Source organism: Gimesia alba (genome assembly GCF_007744675.1).
GTDB classification, from domain to species: Bacteria; Planctomycetota; Planctomycetia; order Planctomycetales; family Planctomycetaceae; genus Gimesia; species Gimesia alba.
This window is the reverse complement of sequence record NZ_CP036269.1, coordinates 2,204,080-2,222,578: the sequence shown is the minus strand read 5'-3', so window position 1 is coordinate 2,222,578 and position 18,499 is coordinate 2,204,080. Positions and strand designations below refer to the sequence as shown.

General features: G+C 49.1%; 11 protein-coding genes. 9 read left to right on the top strand and 2 right to left on the bottom strand.

Translation table 11 applies throughout. From position 1 onward, the window contains the following. Nucleotide 1 precedes the first annotated feature (1 nt). Nucleotides 2-640 (top strand): ubiquitin-conjugating enzyme E2, encoded by a 639-nt coding sequence (locus tag Pan241w_RS08350; protein WP_145213706.1) that lies wholly within the window; start codon nucleotides 2-4, stop codon nucleotides 638-640. Between the two features lie 5 nt (nucleotides 641-645). Continuing rightward, entirely contained in the window at nucleotides 646-1,212 is a 567-nt protein-coding gene (locus Pan241w_RS08345) for a DUF2752 domain-containing protein (RefSeq protein WP_145213703.1), read from the top strand. A 41-nt stretch (nucleotides 1,213-1,253) separates the two neighbouring features. Here Pan241w_RS08345 and Pan241w_RS08340 read toward each other — a convergent pair whose 3' ends face one another. Further along, nucleotides 1,254-2,681 carry a DUF1501 domain-containing protein gene (locus tag Pan241w_RS08340; RefSeq protein ID WP_145213700.1) on the bottom strand — a complete coding sequence of 476 codons (1,428 nt, stop codon included), beginning with the start codon at nucleotides 2,679-2,681 and terminating at the stop codon, nucleotides 1,254-1,256. Between the two features lie 257 nt (nucleotides 2,682-2,938). Here Pan241w_RS08340 and Pan241w_RS08335 point away from each other — a divergent pair, with 257 nt between their 5' ends. Together Pan241w_RS08335 and Pan241w_RS08330 are read left to right on the top strand one after the other, a co-directional pair. Then, nucleotides 2,939-5,449: a DUF1549 and DUF1553 domain-containing protein gene (locus tag Pan241w_RS08335; protein WP_145213697.1), complete on the top strand. Its 2,511-nt coding sequence runs from the start codon at nucleotides 2,939-2,941 to the stop codon at nucleotides 5,447-5,449. Nucleotides 5,450-5,469: 20 nt separating this feature from the next. After that, on the top strand, nucleotides 5,470-7,875 hold the full coding sequence (locus Pan241w_RS08330; protein ID WP_145213694.1) for a hypothetical protein: 2,406 nt from the start codon (nucleotides 5,470-5,472) through the stop codon (nucleotides 7,873-7,875). Nucleotides 7,876-7,943: 68 nt separating this feature from the next. Here the strand turns inward: Pan241w_RS08330 and Pan241w_RS08325 are convergent, their stop codons facing one another. Then, nucleotides 7,944-9,983 carry an outer membrane protein assembly factor BamB family protein gene (locus Pan241w_RS08325; protein WP_198000404.1) on the bottom strand — a complete coding sequence of 680 codons (2,040 nt, stop codon included), beginning with the start codon at nucleotides 9,981-9,983 and terminating at the stop codon, nucleotides 7,944-7,946. A 292-nt stretch (nucleotides 9,984-10,275) separates the two neighbouring features. On the opposite strand from Pan241w_RS08325, the gene Pan241w_RS08320 reads away from it, so the two are divergent. The 5 genes from Pan241w_RS08320 to Pan241w_RS08300 all read left to right on the top strand — a co-directional run bounded on the left by Pan241w_RS08320 (nucleotide 10,276) and on the right by Pan241w_RS08300 (nucleotide 18,495). Beyond that, nucleotides 10,276-10,905: a hypothetical protein gene (locus Pan241w_RS08320; protein ID WP_145213688.1), complete on the top strand. Its 630-nt coding sequence runs from the start codon at nucleotides 10,276-10,278 to the stop codon at nucleotides 10,903-10,905. A gap of 95 nt (nucleotides 10,906-11,000) precedes the next feature. Beyond that, complete coding sequence (locus Pan241w_RS08315) at nucleotides 11,001-12,101, top strand: AAA family ATPase (RefSeq protein ID WP_198000403.1); 1,101 nt, start codon at nucleotides 11,001-11,003, stop codon at nucleotides 12,099-12,101. Nucleotides 12,102-12,185: 84 nt separating this feature from the next. After that, nucleotides 12,186-12,923, top strand: a complete 738-nt coding sequence (locus Pan241w_RS08310; RefSeq protein WP_145213681.1) for a hypothetical protein — start codon at nucleotides 12,186-12,188, stop codon at nucleotides 12,921-12,923. A gap of 20 nt (nucleotides 12,924-12,943) precedes the next feature. Then, a complete protein-coding gene (locus Pan241w_RS08305) occupies nucleotides 12,944-15,751 on the top strand; it encodes a hypothetical protein (RefSeq protein WP_145213678.1) in 2,808 nt (935 codons plus the stop codon). A gap of 2 nt (nucleotides 15,752-15,753) precedes the next feature. Continuing rightward, nucleotides 15,754-18,495, top strand: coding sequence for a hypothetical protein (locus Pan241w_RS08300; protein WP_232107471.1), 2,742 nt, complete (start codon nucleotides 15,754-15,756; stop codon nucleotides 18,493-18,495). Nucleotides 18,496-18,499: the final 4 nt, after the last annotated feature.

Here is an 18,499-nt window from a genome sequence, read left to right as displayed (position 1 = left end):
GATGAGCAATGTTCGACTGCGGAGGCTCGCTGCTGACTATGCCAAACTGAAAGAATATGTTCGCCTGCATCCGCGTGTTTCTCTTTTGCAAGTCACCGGAGATCCACCTGAAAAATTTCAGTTGCAATACGTCATCAAAAGCGTCCGTATGCAAAACCAGGAAGTGGTTCCAGTTAAAACCCATACTGTAGAAATTTCTCTACCCCGGAACTACCCACGAACACCACCACAGTGCCGTATGCTCAGCCCGGTCTTCCATCCCAATATCGCACCACATGCAATTTGTGTCGGCGATCATTGGAGCGCTGGTGAGTCATTGCAGTCAATCATCATCCGTATTGGTGAAATCCTGGCATATCAGAGTTACAACCTCAAAAGCCCACTCAATGGAGAAGCCGCCCGCTGGGCCGAACAAAACAGTGAGGAATTTCCAACAGATACCGTGAGCCTTCTCCCTGAAGAAAAGAGTAAGAAAAAACAGCCTGTATCCAGGACAAAAGAATCGAACGAGAAGACTCAGAGTCAACGAATACTCGTTTGCCCTTCCTGTCAGGCTAAATACCGATTACCAGCAGAATTCCAGAAACGCAAAGTCCGCTGCAAAAAATGTGAAGCAATCATCGAAATCCCTGTTGTATAAAAATCATGGATATCCATATCAATCAACATCAGCGCCCCTTCACTGGTAGTTCTTCGCAAATTCGAGAAGAGGGAGAGAGCGAAGCGACTCAAATCAATCAACTTCCTGATGAACTCGATGAGACTCACGAAGAGATTGATGAGGAATACTTACAGGCGCGAATCAGAGTGTTCCGAAAACGGCAACGTGTTATGCTGGGACTCTCTATTTTTGTCATCCTGGCGGCCTTCAGCATGAACACCCTGGACACCGGGAAGGTGGAAGTCAGTTGGTTTCCACAACTGCCTATCCCCGAACTGTGTGGCTCTCGTGCCATATTTGGCGTCAGCTGCCCGGGCTGTGGTCTTACCAGAAGTTTTATCGCTTTGGCAGATGGAAATCTCGCAGCATCATTTCAACAGAACCGAATCGGCTGGATCATGGCTTTGACGTTGATCGCTCAAATCCCGTATCGCATTTATATGATGCGCCAACCACCCCTGTCGGTAATGGACCTCCGCTGGCCGAAATGGTTCGGCACACTCCTGATTGCCATTCTCATCGGAAACTGGTTGTCCAAGGCCCTGATATAACTCTCTAGGTGACAGCAGCGCCGCTGACGAAAGAAAAAGAATCAAGCCGAGGTTGGCAGAAGTTCGCGAATTGGCTTACCAAACGGCAAAATTGGCACGGGGCGCCCCTGGAGATCATGTAATACAAATTCATGATCAATTCCCAGATGCCGGTACACGGTTGCCCAAAGATCATTGGGAGTCAAACGGCGTTCAACCGGATATTCTCCCTTGGGATTTGTCGCACCAATCACCTGACCGGTTCGCATTCCGCCACCGGAAACCAGAACCGACATTGCTTTCGGCCAGTGATCACGACCGGGCTGCATGACTCCGGTCTGCGTTCCTCGTTGAACCGAAATTTTAGGAGTCCGTCCAAATTCACCGGTCACAACCAGCAAGACTCTACGGTCCAAGCCACGCTGATAGAGATCTTCAATCAGAGCTGAAACAGCCTGATCGTAAGGAGGCAAACGCCAATCACAATCTTTAAACAGATGCGCATTGACGGCGTGCGAATCCCAGTTATAGGCAGCCGTTTTGGGTGTTGGTTTCCCGGGAAATGGGTGCTCCCAAACCATTGTGACAAATCTCACGCCTGATTCCACCAGCCGTCGCCCCAAAATGGCCCGCTGACCATACGCATTCCAGCCATAGCGATCGCGGATTTCTTTTGGCTCTTTGGAAAGATCGAATGCGTTGCGTACTTTTTCACTGGTCAACATATCGATGGCTTGACGGTTAAAGCTGTCCATCGCTTCCATTGAGCCGCTCTTATCGACGTCACGCCGGAATTTATCAATCCCTTTCAGCATGGCAATCCGATCATCCAGCCGGGTTTCCATCGAAGCTTTGACGCCGATGTTCTGTACTTTGAAATCGGGATTACTGGGATCGCCGGCCACCATGAACGGTGTTGAGGAAGGTCCGAGATAGGCCGGTCCCATCGCAAATGTATCAATGTTCGCCCGAGAGGAATCCACTTCAGAAACACAGACCGGCATTTCGTTGCCATTTTTCTCCAGCATTTTTTTTACGATGCTGCTGACTGCGGGAGCGTCATTAATCGTTCCCACGGGTGTTGCAGGAATGCGACCTGTCATCAACCGTTTATGTCCGCCACCATGATCGGCAAATTCATGATGAATAGAGCGGATCAGTGTGAACTTATCTGCGATCTTCGCATGCTGGGGAAGCATTTCACACACATCAAGACCAGGCACGTTCGTCCGGATCGGATCCAGTTCGCCCCGATACTCTGCCGGCGCCCCTGGTTTCATGTCATAGGTTTCCATATGAGGCGGACCGCCGGGAAGCCAGACAAAAATCACCGAAGTGTCTTCCGTAGAATCCCCGATCGCTTTCGCCAAAGCCTGTTGACGAAGTAAATCGCACATCCCCAGACCAAGCATGCTCGATCCACCAATTTCCAGGAACGTACGGCGTTTCATGGGGCCAGCGCAGCGACCTTTTGAAGATCTCACACTCATTATTATCTTCCCAATCGAAAAAATCTCGTTTATTACTTCTCAACAAGTACACATCAACGTATTGTAATGTATATTGCATCGTTTAGAATAGAAATTCAAGTTCAATTTATTTCAGAATCTCTAGGAATTAAAATTGAAATCAGTCAAATTGTCGTTAAATACGGTTTTGTAGCCAATTTAGGCCTTTTTAGTCAGGCTGGTTGGTTCCAATACTGATGAGAAGCAATTCCGCTGGTTTGAAGACTGTGGGAAGATTTATGAAATTCAAATCCATACTTCTGATGATCGCTGCCTACCTGGTAATTCTGTCTGGAGGGGCTCCTTCCCTGTCTTATGCAGGCCAACTTACAGGGTATATTCCGAATCAGGCACAAGTGATTGAGTTAAGTGATCCGGACGCCCGGCAACAGTTACTGGTCACCCTGGAAGAAAAACCGGGGACTGTTCGTGATGTCACACGAGAAGTGACCTACCAGGTTCAACCAAAGGGGATTGTCCAAGTCAGCAAAACGGGCTACGTCACCCCTCTTGCCAATGGTACAGCGACGATCTCTGCACAGTTCGCTTCAGCAACACCGCTCAACATCCCTGTGCGTGTCTCATCGTTTGAAAAGCGCCGTCCCGTTAGTTTTTACAATGACGTCATTCCACAATTGACTCGCGGCGGCTGTAACAGCGGCGCCTGTCATGGAACTCCCTCCGGAAAAAATAATTTCCATCTTTCGCTGCTCGGTTTTGAACCAGTGAATGACTTTGAATATATCACGAAAGAATCTGTGGGACGCCGCATCAATCCGGGAGCGCCCGAATTGAGTTTATTGCTGAGAAAAGCAACCGGTGATCTCCCACATGGCGGAGGCAGTCGATTCAAAAAAGATGGTGCAGAAGTCAAACTGATCAGCCGTTGGATTCAAGAAGGAATGCAGTACAATCCGGAAACGGAACCGACGGTGGAACGGATCGAAATCTTTCCCCAGGTTCGCGTTCTTCCAGTCCATGCAACGCAACAGCTTGTCGTAACCGCTTTTTTCTCTGATGGTACAACGCGGGACATTACCCGCATGGCAGAGTACAAACCGAACCAACCCAAAATGTCCGAAGTGGATCACCACGGCGTGGTCCAGCTCAAAGATCTCACCGGAACGACATCGGTGATGGTTCGCTTTCAAGAACATGTTGCCGTTTTTATGACAACAATCCCGTTAGGCAAGCCGACCCCAAACCTGCCATCACCTGAAAACTTTATCGACGAACATATTTTCGCAAAACTGGCCGTGTTAGGTTTACCCCCTTCCCCCTTATGCGATGATTCCACATTTCTGCGACGAGTGACTTTAGACATCACCGGCAGAATTCCGACGCTAGAACAAACTCAGGATTTTCTGGCAGATCAGAGGCCTGATAAACGGGCGCGAAAAATTGACGAATTACTCGACAGTCCCGGCTATGCCGATCTGTTTGCTTCTAAATGGGCAGGCATTCTGCGAAATAAGGCAGGAGGCAATCTGGAGCAGATTGCTCGAGAAACTTTCGGCTTTCATTCCTGGATTCGTACCAGCCTTTCAACCAATAAACCGTACAACGAATTTGTCACGGAATTAATCACTGCACGAGGAAAACCGGGCACTAACCCGGCGGTTTCCTGGTACCGTGCTGTCAAAGACCCTAAAGATCAAATGGCCGACATTGCACAAGTTTTTCTGGGAGTTCGAATTCAGTGTGCTCAGTGTCATCACCACCCCTATGAAAAGTGGAGCCAGGATGATTTCTACGGGTTTCAGGCATTCTTCACCACATTAGGACGCAAAGAAGTTTACAAGCTGCCGGAAGATGACATCGTCTACCATAAGCGTATCGTAGCGGTTGCCAAAAACCCGAACACCAACCAGGAACTCAAACCGACGCCCCTTGATGGAGACGCATTAGAGATCCCGGCTCAACGGGACCCGCGCATTGATCTGGCCAACTGGGTCTGTGCACCGGAGAATCCGTTTTTCGCCAAAATCCTGGTGAATCGCTACTGGAAGCACTTTTTAGGTAGAGGGCTTGTTGAACCGGAAGATGATATTCGCGTTACGAATCCCGCGACACACCCGGAGTTGCTGGACCAGCTGGCGGAATCCTTTGTCAAATCGAATTATGATTTGAAAGAGGTCTGCCGTACGATCTGCAACAGCCGGACTTACCAGCTCAGTTCGTTCCCGAATGAATATAACAGGGATGATGATCAAAACTACGCACGCTATTACCCGCGTCGCCTCTCTGCTGAAATCATGCTGGATGCGATGAATGATGCTGCGGGAGCAAAGAATAATTTCAATCACCAACCGGTGGGAGTGCGGGCGGTCGCATTGCCGGATGACTCGGCGAATGTCGAATCGTTCTTTCTGCGTGTCTTTGGACGCCCCCAAATGGATACCGCCTGCGAGTGCGAACGGACTGCCAATGCTGACCTGGCTCAGAGTCTGCATCTGATCAACTCCGATACGATGCAGAAAATTTTGACAGCATCCGATGGACGTGCCCTTCAACTGGCACGCGACAAAAAGAAGGATGACCGCACTCACATCACTGAACTGTATCAACACACGTTATCACGGCAACCGACTCAAAACGAGCTTGAGACGGGGCTGGCGCATCTGGCCAAGAAGCGAAACCAGTCAAAAGCCGACCCTCAGAAATTATCACTGGAGCAGGCTGAGAGAGAAGCCTACGAAGATATCATCTGGGTGGTCATCAATACCAAAGAGTTTTTATTCAATCATTAAGCTCAACGAGTGAATTTCCCATGAAGACAATCAAACAGATCAAGCCGCGCGCCATTTATCTTCTGATGATGTTGCTGATCGTATCGTACCAGCAGACTGCATTCGCGCAGCTCCCGACAGCAGATCTGCGGCGGATTCAGCCCTTTGCTGCACCCGCAGGAAAAACTGTTGAACTGAAAATTTCAGGCTCAAATTTGGATAATGCATCGGAACTACGATTCACTCATCCGGGAATCACAGCGAAACCCGTCATGCTGCCGGCCGATGAATTTCACCCTGAACCCCGAGTTCAAGGCTCCCAGTTCACGGTTACGGTCTCTCCCAATGTCCCGCCGGGAATCTACGAGGCACGCGCCGTTTCTTATTTCGGCTTGTCCACGGCACGACCTTTCGTCGTTGCAGCTTCGGACAGCCGGGAAGTTCCTGAGACGGGAAATCATGCAACACGCGAAACAGCCATGCCTGTGGAGCTCAATTCAGTGATCACTGGCGATGTCCCTGCGCGGGGGATTGACTGGTATCAATTTAACGCGAAAGCAGGCCAACGCGTTCTCGTTGAACTGACCGCAGAGCGAATCGATTCTCGACTGGATGGGCAGATCGTGGCGTACAATTCCCAAGGGCGCGAAATTGCCCGCAATCGGGACTGGCATGGCCGCGATCCGTTTCTCGAAATCCAGCCTAAACAGGACGAGACATTCTTTCTGGCAATTTCAGATATTCTCTATCGCGGGGGATCGGAGCACTTTTATCGCTTGAGTGTTTCCAACAAACCGCACATCGATTTTGTATTCCCCCCCGCCGGCGAACCGGGGTCAAGAAACACCTATACGATTTATGGACGCAATTTGCCCGGCGGCAGCTTCGGTAAATCGGTTTATCGAAATGGCCAAAAACTGGAATCCGTGGAAGTGGAAATTCAGCTACCTGACGTTCCAACTCCCCCGGGCAGTTTCCAACCCGGCACACCCCGCCAGGGTTCATTAAATGGTTTTGACTATCAGCTCGAAAATTCAAATACCGTCAAAATCGGATTTGCGACAGCACCCGTCACACTGGAAAAACCAGAGTTGGATCAACAAACAGTTTCGATTCCCACAGAAATCGCCGGACGATTCGACGAGCCCAATGATGAAGATGTCTTTCATTTTCAAGCGAAAAAAGGCAAAACATACTGCATTGAAGTCATCGCTGATCGAATGACATCCAAAGTCGATCCCTATCTGGAAATTCACCAGATCACTCAATCCAAAACGGGAGAAAAGACCTTCAAAAAAATCACGGAAAATGATGACCCGCCCTCATTTTTTAGTGTCCATAGAAAGAATGCCATCAATCTCGACACCAATGACGCTTCGGCGACATTTGTTGCGGAACAGGATGGCGAGTATGCAGTCACTATTATTAACCAGTTTGGTAGTGGAGGCTCGGCAGACCTGTATCGTCTGGCGATTCGCGAACCAAAGCACGACTTTCAGTTGATCGCCACAACAGAACGCACATTACCGACAGGGAGGACAGGCTATTCAGTCACCCCGCTCTTACGACGGGGTGCGAACTGGGGAGTGCGGATCGTCGCTCCACGCCAGGATGGATTTACCGGCGACATCGTGATCACCGCGGAAAATTTACCCCAGGGTGTGTCAGCGAAGCCTTTGACGTTGAGTGGTAAAACAGACGAGGGAATCCTGATCATTTCAGCCGACGAATCTGCCAAATCCTGGGCCGGGGAAATCCGCATCGTCGGCAAAGCTCAGATCAACAACCAGCCGGTGGTCCGTGAAGCAAAATTTGCTTCGCTGATCTGGGGGCATATTTTTGCTGATTCGATTCGCGTACGTTCGAGACTCACGATGCGCATGCCGCTGGGAGTGAATGAACACGAAACAGCGCCTGTGATTCTGTCACCAGTAGAAGACAAGGAATGGAACGTTGAACTCAACCAGAAGCTGGAAATCCCGATCAAGCTCACGGGAAGCGGCTCGCGAACCGGAAATCTGACAGTAGAACCGCATGAACTGTTTGGAATGCTACGTAGCCCTCCTACAGTCAATATAAGTGAGAAAGAAACTGAAGGGACGCTGGTCATCGACTTCAGGCCGACCGGGAATTTCAAAGTCGAGCCGGGGCGATATCAATTCGCCCTGCTGGGAGTCGGCGTGACGCAATATCAACATAATCTACCCGCCAGCGTTGAAGCTGCTGCCGAAGTCAAACGACTCGAAAAACTGGTAACACAAATCAAATCAGAGGTTGAACAGAAGAAAGCGAAACCCGATCTACTTGCTCGCGCAGAACAGGCATTGGCAAAAGCAACCGCAACGGCGCAATCGACAGAAAAGAAAGCCGCCCCCGCCAATACCAAATTTGCCGTCTGGTCAAAATTGATCACCGTCAATGTCACAAAACCGGCAGACAAAAAGTAACCCTGTTCATCATCATTGATGATGCTGGTCACTTGCAGAATGACTAAGAATCGAACCAGAGGGCCTGGCTAATATTTCAGCACCAAGACGATCACACCACTTCCATAAAAGCAGGCAAACGTCACCAGCTTTAAGGTAACAAAAGCCAAGAGCTTACCGGCAGACTTCCTGTTTATCCGCCACTCCCACCAGCCAATGGGAAGTGCACCAATCGGCCCTGCGAGAAATGCCCACTCAAACACAAGACTAAGTCGGCGGCAGAGTAAAAAATAGAGCACGAAGACAAACAGAAAGCAGATTAACGGCAAACGATCCCGCCAGAATGATGTTTTCTTAAGATTGCGAAATTGAACGCTCGCCAGAACCGGTTCCAGTGCAATAAACAGACACAGAGGCCAGGTAAAAACAAATTCCTGTGTCCAATCACTGATAAAGGTGGTCCCTAAAGCACCTGAACTAAATGCAAGAAAGCGATAGCCGATGATCCACGTCTTCATCCGACGCGCAGGAGCGACACAATAAGCAGGACCCGTAGCGATAATAAGACTGGCCAATAGCAGTCCCATACACCAGTAGAACCAGTTTACTAGCCAGGCTGGTGATGGGATATCAAACGCATACTCCGGCTCTACTGTGAGAATATGCCCCGCCCAGTCGTAGTATTGCTCTTGGGGAATCTCGGCCAGGCTGAGTGTGGACTGGTTTTGAGGCAACAATGCAGGTTCCCCTACGTAGATACAAGCCGCCCGGGATTGATTGCGAACAAAAACACAACCACGGTGTAGAATAGGGGGAGTCCAGGTCAATTCTCCCGTCAAGACAGAACAACGAGCCAGAATCTCGCACTGATTCGGATTCGCTCGCAACAAAATCAAATCGCCGCGTTCATTGCACAGGATCAGCTTACCATCCGCAACAATAATCCCCGCCTGGCCTAATTCGTCTGACGTATCATTATTGGATCGCTCGGGTCGCCCCGAACCCTGTTCCCATAATTCCGTGCCAGTCATAAATTCGATGCAACGAAATTTCCCACGTGAGGGCCGTTGTGTTTTCGACTGTTGATCAAAGATATCAAAACCATAGAGTTGATCACCAACCAGTACGCTGGAAAGGACGTCATTGGATAAGGTGCGGGATCGCCAGATGTTTTTCAGGGAACGCTGCAGCCCCCATTCTTCAGGCAACTCAAACAATTGCGAACCGGATTTGAACGGAGCAGCCACCCACAAGTACGGCTCTCGATAAATCGGCCAGGCAGAATGTTCGTCATAGCCTTGTGATAATTCGTGTTCCAGCAGCAGTTCCCCGGATTTCAAATCATGGATCACGATCGCATTTTCCAGGTAACCGAGGACCAGTTGCCGTCCGTTTCGAACGAGCGGCATGGCAGGGTTATAACTGGCAGGTTGATCGCCAGACGCCCAGACGGTCGAGCCATCGGATAAATTCAAGGCAACCAGACTCGCTCCCGGACCTCCCACAGGCAGGATTACCAGTTCATCCACAACGGTCGGAGAGCAAGAGTAACCAAAGCCGGTCCCCCCCTTGCCTTGAAAATCTTCTACGACATTGCGTGACCAATGCAATCGCCCCGTGTCCGCATCCAGACACCCAATCAGTCCACTCGGTCCTGCAAACAGCAAACGTCCTTTAGCCAGCGTGGGCGTCGCGCGTGGTCCCGGATAAACACCAGCCAGTTCGTAAGGCCAGTTATAGCGGTACTGCCAGATTGTTTTCCCGGTGCGCGCATCCAGGCAATACACAGATTGACCTTGTAATGTCTGGGCCTGGGTATAAACCCGATTTCCTTGTGCAACAAACGCCGAATATCCTTGCCCTAAATCTTTCACCCATAGAACAGGAGGCCCTTCCTCCGGCCAGCTGTCTGCCAGATGAATTTCGGAAGAATGCGCATCAAAATGGACTCCGCGTACTGCAGGCCACCCCTCTTCCTGTACCCCGTCTGGTAAAAACGGGTTTTGCTCTTCTGCCTGCAATTCAACGGCGACCACCAAAATCAATAATACGAGTCGTGACAGAAAATGGACTCCGTGGCGGAATTTTTGCCAGTTCTCCGATTCATTTAATCGTGATGAGAATGTCACATGTAACCGATCGTAAATTATAGAATGGAACAGTAAACCGTTGATTGTGAAGAAGTGTTAGCCGGCCTGACATGACTGAGAAACGAAATTTCGCACCGTGGCCAAGAGCTATTTTGTGCCAGTCTGACGATCACGTCAAATAAATAATCACTTCCGAACACGAAAACATTGTTGGCAAGACATGCAGGGAACGTCTTGCATTCATACACTCGAGTCACCTTTATTGCTATGATACAGTCTTGAATCAGATGCTGAGATCAGCTGAGCCATGCCTTCAACAGGATACTATCGCATGAGCAATTATGCCTATTTTTTTTCTTCCCTCTTCGAAGACGGCATCGTACACGTGCCTGAAATTGGAGAGCTATCCGATTCAGAAATTCAAACTGCGGATGAAATTCTGGTTGATTTTGAAAAACAATATCGGCTGGAAATGCCCCTGGAGATGCCGCCATTTTCGGTTCCCGATGCGCAGAATGCTGCTTATTGTTTTTTTCGCGCTTGTCAGTTTGCCGTCTCGCGCGATGCACCACCGCAGTTGATCGACTCTGAGTTCCAACGTCTGGAGGAATTGACTGATACGCCACAAACGCATTATTCAGTCGATCTTATTTTTCGTTTTTTACCTGATTTATTTCGTTTGTCAAAATCTGCGATGGAAGAAGATCCTCTAGTCCAACATCTTCATGACTGGGCCGTTCGCTGGCCTTTATCTTCAGTCAATATCAGTAATTTGCAAAAACCGGTTCAAATTGATGGCTTTTCTGAATCACCAGGACTCATGCGGCTTTACTGTGACCGAATCATTTCGACAGGCGATATTTCACGACTGGAAGATCCACGAGTGAGAACACTTGTAGAGGCATCGTGGGGAATGTATCCTGAACTGGCGCCCAATATTTCCCAGCACTTCAATCAATGAATTTGTCAGCAGCAATGAATCATACAACTCAAGAAGAAACTGATTTGGAAGGACTCCAACTCGGCCAGAAACTAAAAGAAACCATTTTGTCGCCAATGAAACAAACATTTGTCGGCAAAGACGAGATCATTGACCTGCTTGGAATCTGCCTGGTGGCCCGAGAAAACCTCTTCCTCCTGGGGCCACCCGGTACGGCCAAAAGTGCGCTGGTCCAGGATCTGGCGCGGCGGATTGAAGGCAATGTATTTGACTATCTGCTCACCCGATTTACCGAACCGAACGAAATATTTGGGCCGTTCGATATTCGAAAATTACGGGAAGGAGAATTGATCACCAATACGGAAGGCATGCTCCCGGAAGCTACATTTGTGTTTCTGGATGAACTCCTGAATGCCAACAGCGCGATCCTGAACAGCCTGCTGATGGTACTTAACGAGCGCGTCTTTCGTCGGGGTCGAGAAACCCGCTCTCTGCCCACATTGATGGTAGTCGGGGCGAGCAACCATCTCCCTGAAGATAACGCGCTGGGCGCACTCTTTGACCGGTTTCTAGTGCGCGTTCAATGTGAGAATGTCGAGCCAGATCAGCTGTCACAGGTTTTGACCGCCGGCTGGAAACTGGATGCCGACAAACAAGCGCCGCTTGAGACGATGTCGATTGATGACATCAGGATGATGCAGCTCATTCTCGACAAGGCTGACTTTTCCACGGTGCAATCAGATTATGTCGCTTTGATTCACCGGATGCGGAGAGCAGGCATTTCAGTCTCTGATCGCCGTGCCGTCAAACTGCAACGTCTGCTGGCGGCCAGCGCCATCCTTTCCGGACGCCTGAATGTGAACCGGACGGACTTCTGGATTCTGCGTTCGATCTGGCACACGGAAGAACAGATAGAAATTTTAGCATCCCTGGTTTCCGATGCACTGGAACAGGCAAGTGAAGAAGAAAAACAAACGGGACATCCTCGTTCTCGAACAACAACGATTCCCGATCCCGAATTGCTTGTCCGCGATATCGATCAATTGGAACAGCAATGCGCAAATGATAATTTGACCGAAATCGAAAAAACGCAATTCCAGGATCAAGTCACTCTGCTCGCTTCGCGATGTCAATGGGTGGAATCAGAACAACAGAAATCATTCCTGGAAGAAAAACTCGAAAAACTACGTGATCGCTTGCGCATCCTTTCTGAGTAAGCTCCTACTGGGAAACGAAAAAGGTTTTCGCTTTGTACTGCAGACTTTTTTGAAACAGACTGATCGTTTCGTCAGGACAGATCTATGAAACAACAGTGGGTGCTGCGTTTGCCTGTTGAAAACGTTGCAACTCTAGGACATCTCAGGCTGATTCCCGGAATTCAAGTGGCTGAATCCCCAAGCCATCTTTGGTTACGCGGCTCTCAAATGGATGAACGATTATCGCGTTTGCTCCGCTCGATTCCGGATGGAGAAATCTTCACACTGATGGAAGAACAGCAGCTGGTTCCCGCCGGCAAGCACGTCCCCCAGGGTTACTTGCCAACGGGCGAATGGACGCCAATTCAAGCCTGGTATTCAGTCCAATTAGAAAAATCGTCGCTCGCAGGGATTTCCACCGAGCGTATCGCTCTGGAATTGAAACGCAGCCAGACAACTCAACCAGCGAACGTGGTGGTCACTTCACTTGTCCAGTTATCAGAGTTTGTCAGTCATTGTGCCCAGGTTCGGCTGGCACCACTTTTATATGTCGTTGACGCACAACAACGTGCTGTGATCTACGGTTCCCCCCTGCCCCCGATTGAAGGAACCCACTTTTGCGAGTCAAAGGGGGTCGCGGTGGAAGCGGGCTGGACCTGGACGCCACCAGTCAATGCGGAAGTTCTGCGAGACCTGTTCCAGCTCTCGAAAGGGGATCTCGTATTGCTGCATTCTGATCAATCGAGGGAAGTCATACGCGCAGATCAGTTTGTGCGTCTGTCACGCTCCTCGGTCCGACTTTCGCTGCAGCAATTTGTGAAAACCAGTGAACCGAATTTTTAATCAGCTGGACCGAAAGACCCATGAGCGAAATTGAGAAACAGGTTCAAAAATATCTGACTCCAACACTTAATTCCTTTTGGCGCTGGGATGATGAAGGCGAAGTCATTGTCTGGGCCGACGGATCGACAATTCTGTTTCGACAGGAACTGGCTGAAATTGCAGCACACCTCGCGCCTCTGGGTCTCCCTCCACTGGAAATATTACTGATTCTGATCGCGATAATGCGAGACAGAATAGAAAACATCAAGATCCTGAAACAGCGTTTCAATAGTTTCAAGGTGCTAAGGTCAATCCTGCTCCATGAAAGTCAAAAATCAAATGAAGAAGAATCTATATCCAATCTAGAGAGAAGATTCCAAAAAATTCAGAAAATCCCTCGAGAACTGCGTTCCTCGCTTCAAGGCAAAGCAATCATTGCAGAAGTCGTTTTCGAAAACTATCCTAACCGTACCTCTCCGAAAACGGCTCATGCAATATTGGGAATTCTTTCGTCTGGTCTGGAAGAGATTCATTTTCAGACGGACTCAGACCTTGATTTTCCACCAAACAGTTATGATCTGACACTCAAAGATATTGCCAGTTTTCTCAAGGGCATCGACCAACTTGATCCGCAGAAGCTTCCATTAAGACAATCGACCGGCCTGGATGAACTCCCTCAACCAGTCGAACTGGAGCTTCCCTTTGCCCAACAGATTCGGCAACTCATTTCTGAACTCAAACATGAGGAAGAACACCAGATTCTAGCAAAATTAGCACAAAACTTATTGGCGGCTGTTTCGCTTCCCCGCCCGGTTTCGGAACCGGAAGACATCACGCATGGCGGTGTTTCGGATATTTGCAACCGAGGCCCGCTGGATCGCCTGCTGTTGAGTGAACTGGCAAACGATGATTTAACCCTGACTGTTCGCGTGGCCGTCAATGAAGCTTTATATTTGCGTCGCGAAGCTTCGCCACACCCCCCGAATCGCTGCCGTACCCTGCTGATCGACTGTGGTATTCGAACCTGGGGGATACCGCGAGTCTACCTTGCGGCTGTTGCTTTGGCACTGGCAGCGACGGTCGACCCCCAAAACGAATTTCAGGCTTTTCGGGCGATCCAAAATGAGCTGGAACCGGTCGACCTCACTTCTCGCGAAGGTCTGGAGGAACTGTTACAGACGCTGGATACTTACCTGCATCCGGCGTTTGCGCTCTCTGAATTCATCCGACAGCTACAGCAGACTGATTTCGATCCCGAGCCGGTATTGATTACGACAGAAGATGTCTGGCGTGATCCCGAGTTACAATACGCCATTCAAGAATCTGAGATCGACACACTGCATATCGCGACGGTCAAACGTGATGGTCAATTTCAATTGCTGGAAAAGAATTCCCGAGGGATCAAAACACTTTGTAAGTTGCATCTGGACCTGGAAGAAATCTTTTCAAATTCCCCGAAATCTGTCTCGGCCATTACGAAAGAAACAGGGATTGAACATTTACCCGCGATCTTTTCCATGCGTCCGTTCCCATTGCGATTGGCGTATGGTTTTCATCAGGGTAAGCGGACCACCTGGTGGGTTCCAGGTTATGGGCAATTAGGCGTCACTTATTCGGGGCTGTTATTATTCTGGTCGAATTCACGCTTTGGTGCCAGTTTGCTCGCTTATGATATTCCCCACCTCAAAGGTGACTGGATTCAATGGAAGACCGGGCTCCCCGAGGAAGGTCGGGTGTCACTTGTTACTGGAAAACTTCAGAACAGCGAACTTGAAATCGTTCATATTGACCTTGAAAAACAGGACGTTTCACACACTTCACTTGAGCTGGAACAGATGAAATGTACCGCGATTTGTGCGCATCAGGGATTTCTGTTTTGCATCAATGATTCCTTTCATACGATTGTGACTGTGGATGCCATTACGGGAGAACGCGCAGGCTCCTGTCACTATCCCTCAAACCTGGAATATGTTTGTGATCGTTTTTTTAGAAATACAAATCGCAGCAAATGGTTTGCACTCTCTCATGACATGGTCAAAGGCGAACCAATACTGACAGAATTCGCACTGGGAGAAATCTCTCCGCGAGAAGTCGTCACCATCTTCGAACGTGACCCTGACACCGGCCCCGTCTGCATTTTGAGAAAAAATGGAACCATTTATTTCCCTGCGCGGGAGCAAACCAAAGTCATTCCCTTGATGGATTCGATTACTGTTGACTCTCTTGCTCCGGAGCATATTTCAGCCGATGGCCAGATTGTTGTTTTAAAAGTACATCGCTCGTACAAGTGGGAATACTGCCTGTTAAACTTGTATAGTATGCAGGCGGAGCTCAAAACAGATTTCCGGGATATTCAATCCTGGGTTGATCAACCGGCGCATTGGAAAAAAACGGTTGTGAATGTTCGCAAGAAATTTCTTGGAATCATCATCACCAGCGATGGCAAGCTGGTCTTAAAATCGAACAAGCAAATATATCTGCGGCTGGACTACAACCAGTCTCAAAACAAAATCGAACTCGCTCATCACAAGTTATCAGCGTTAGACGAAACGCGGCTCAAAACGTTTAAACCGGTGAAGACCGATCGAAATGTCGGTTGTCAACTTTCCGTCGCGACGTGGGACGATGGATCTCAGGCGTTTCTGGACTCACGAGGCATGCTGCATTTACAAAGCTCTGACCTGTCAATCACGGAAGTCACGCTTGTGCTGGTTGAGAAATTCGTCTCTGGCTGGTGTGCTGACAACCGTTTCTGGGGAGATCCCTACTTTTGTGGTGAGCATGATCTCTGTGACCCGAAAGAAATTTTCGATTCCGTCATCCAGGAGTTTGTGGAGCATCTTTCGTGAAAATGCAAACCTTACAATTTCAATATACTTCCAGGCCACGACGCAAGACCGTTGCCTGGTTTCTTAAAGGTAATTCCCCTGCCGCTTGGCTCACGATAATTTCCCAGTGGAATGTACCGCATCATTCGTTGCGTCTGCTATTGATTCCTCAATCGATTACAAATCGTGAACCATGCGGATTGCTTGTCATCTCTAACAAAGACTCACTGGAGCAAGTCGCTCCCGCAGGAATCCCCTATGGGCAAACGACTTCACGTCTCTTCCTGCCGGTTGAAGCACAAATTTTCCCCGAGGTCACAAATAGTGAGCTCCAGTCACTGTTGTCTGAGCAATATACTTACGCCTGGCATCCCCAATGTGGGCTGGTGGCGTTTGAGCCTGAAGATGAAAAAACCGTTGCTGATTTTTTATTCGGTGATTTTAATCGGCAGACAGACTGGATTCATACGATCCCGGGGAATGCCGTTTTGTCTCAGTTGCGGTCCATTTCGTTAATTGAACTTCCCGATTTTTCATCACTCTTTGGGCAGGAAGAAAAGGAAATCGGTTCAGACGCTCCTTCGCTCGATAAACTTCCCAAAGCTCCGAACGAATCGGCCTTTGATGAAATCCCGAATCCCCTGCAATTACCCACCAAATGGCTTGCCAAAGGAATCCTCTCGCTGACGAAATATGTTCCCACGAAAACATCAGGTCCGCCGACCTGGATTAACCATCTGGAAAACTGGGCAAGCCAGAATCTGTTTAACGCATTCAAGCCTAATGAAGCAAAACGCAATAAGGAAATCAATCGACTGCTCAATCTGCTGGAGGAGAACCCTGATGAGGGTCTGCGTTTTGCACTCCCGATGGGGGGAGATGGAGGCTATCGTGGCATCGCGCCCCCCTCTGATTCATTAAGCATGCGAGACATCAATTTTAATCTTTCTCAAATGGGAGGAGGCGCTGCAGATTTCTGGGACATTCCATACGATTTTCAGATGCAACTCCTGGAACGATATCGCGAACTCGCAAACCGGGAAATTCAGCTAGGACGTTACCGTCGAGCCGCTTATATTTATGCACATCTGCTCGGTGATTATGGCGCTGCTGCCCAAACTCTGGCAGCAGGCCGTCAATGGCGTGAAGCCGCTGCTTTGTACAAAGAAAAACTAAACAAACCGGAAGAAGCTGCGAAGTGCCTGATCCAGGGGGGGCTGTGGGCCGAAGCCATCGCACACTATGAAGAACTAAAGGAGTATGAAAAAGTCGGCGATCTGCATCGCAAGCTGGATCAGGATGAAGCAGCCGTCAAATCGTATCGGCAGGCGGTAGACCATTTCCATCAACAAAGGTCTCATATTGAAGCTTCACGAATTCTCGAAGAGAAACTGCATGCCACCGATGAAGCCATCGAGGAACTGGAAGCAGGCTGGCCCCACTCTTCCCAGGCAAAGCGCTGCCTGGAGAATCTGTTTGGCTTGTACACAAAGCATGGCTTTCATCAAAGTGCACACCAGAAGATTCATGATCTGTCTGAGATGAACCTGACACTCTCGGACAGGCTGCCGCTGGTCCAGTTTCTAACGGAGACGACAACAACATACCCTGATCGCGCTGTTTGTGAACATGCAGAAGAAAATGCGCGTGTTTTAGTCTCACGAAGTTTGAAACAAGCCAATAACAGTCAGAAAAAAGAACTGCTTTCCCATTTAAGCCAACTGGTTCCGTCAGATAAATTATTGCAGCGAGATACAGGCAGGTATTTACAGCAAATCAAACAGAAACCAAAGGCTCCCAAACGCCGGTTACAAAACTCAGCGATCAATCTGGTTCGCACAATTGAACTGTCTCAAGAAGTCGATTGGAAAACCGCTGTCTGTCTCGGTAACTCCATTTTTGCAGCCGGGTACCATGATACCAGTCTCGTGGTTGAACGTTGCCTCTGGGATGGCACAGTAGATCATCACCGCTTGAAATGGTCTTTAAGCCCCGGTGACATACATGCTTATCCTATTCTGCTGATCCCCGGATCTACCACACCCGATCACAGTCTGATGGTGCGTGCGGTTACTGCACGCGACAATTTTAAAGACCAGACATTTCCTGAGAATGATCGCTTTCCAGACAGTGTAACAGTGGGAGACATTAAAGGTCTGTCACATATTATTTTGGGAGCAACACCAGGGTCCTTGAATGGGGTTTCCTGGAATCTGGCGATCCAGAGAAATCAGTTGCTGACGAGCTCATATAACCAGCAAGGTTATCTGATTGCGAGCCACACCATTCCGATACTAGAGGATCTCACACTACAGATTCCCATCCCCTGTCTGGAACGCCGGAATAAACTGTATTTTGCTTTAGGCAATCAGCTTGGAATTTTAGACTCGCAAGAGGCCCATTTTGAAGAGTTCCATCGCCCGATCAAGTCGATGGTTGCATCTACGCCCAATACTCAAGTCCGTATTGCACTGTCTTTTGACCAGGGAGGCACAGTGATCTGGTCTGGTTATGGTCCAAATACGACCTGCTCCTTCGGAGAAGGCCTGGATGATCCGATCGCCTGTTTTAATCGCAAAGGCAATCTGATCGTGAGTGGCAGTGGAACACTTGAGATTTACAAGACGCAGCAACAGAAGCTGGAAATGATCAAAAGTTCGACACTGAATTCACCAGATCCAATTGCCGTTTTGGCATCGAATCATGCAGATCAAATTGGACTGCTGGACCAATCGGGCAACATCTCAGTTTACCAATGCGATTAATTTT

Bases quoted from the DNA above. Each gene is read 5' to 3' on its own strand.
- Pan241w_RS08335 (WP_145213697.1), top strand. From the start codon at position 2,939: ATGAAATTCAAATCCATACTTCTGATGATCGCTGCCTACCTGGTAATT.
- Pan241w_RS08310 (WP_145213681.1), top strand. From the start codon at position 12,186: ATGAAACAACAGTGGGTGCTGCGTTTGCCTGTTGAAAACGTTGCAACT.
- Pan241w_RS08305 (WP_145213678.1), top strand. From the start codon at position 12,944: ATGAGCGAAATTGAGAAACAGGTTCAAAAATATCTGACTCCAACACTT.
- Pan241w_RS08320 (WP_145213688.1), top strand. From the start codon at position 10,276: ATGAGCAATTATGCCTATTTTTTTTCTTCCCTCTTCGAAGACGGCATC.
- Pan241w_RS08340 (WP_145213700.1), bottom strand. From the start codon at position 2,681: ATGAGTGTGAGATCTTCAAAAGGTCGCTGCGCTGGCCCCATGAAACGC.
- Pan241w_RS08315 (WP_198000403.1), top strand. From the start codon at position 11,001: ATGAAACAAACATTTGTCGGCAAAGACGAGATCATTGACCTGCTTGGA.
- Pan241w_RS08300 (WP_232107471.1), top strand. From the start codon at position 15,754: ATGCAAACCTTACAATTTCAATATACTTCCAGGCCACGACGCAAGACC.
- Pan241w_RS08330 (WP_145213694.1), top strand. From the start codon at position 5,470: ATGAAGACAATCAAACAGATCAAGCCGCGCGCCATTTATCTTCTGATG.
- Pan241w_RS08345 (WP_145213703.1), top strand. From the start codon at position 646: ATGGATATCCATATCAATCAACATCAGCGCCCCTTCACTGGTAGTTCT.
- Pan241w_RS08350 (WP_145213706.1), top strand. From the start codon at position 2: ATGAGCAATGTTCGACTGCGGAGGCTCGCTGCTGACTATGCCAAACTG.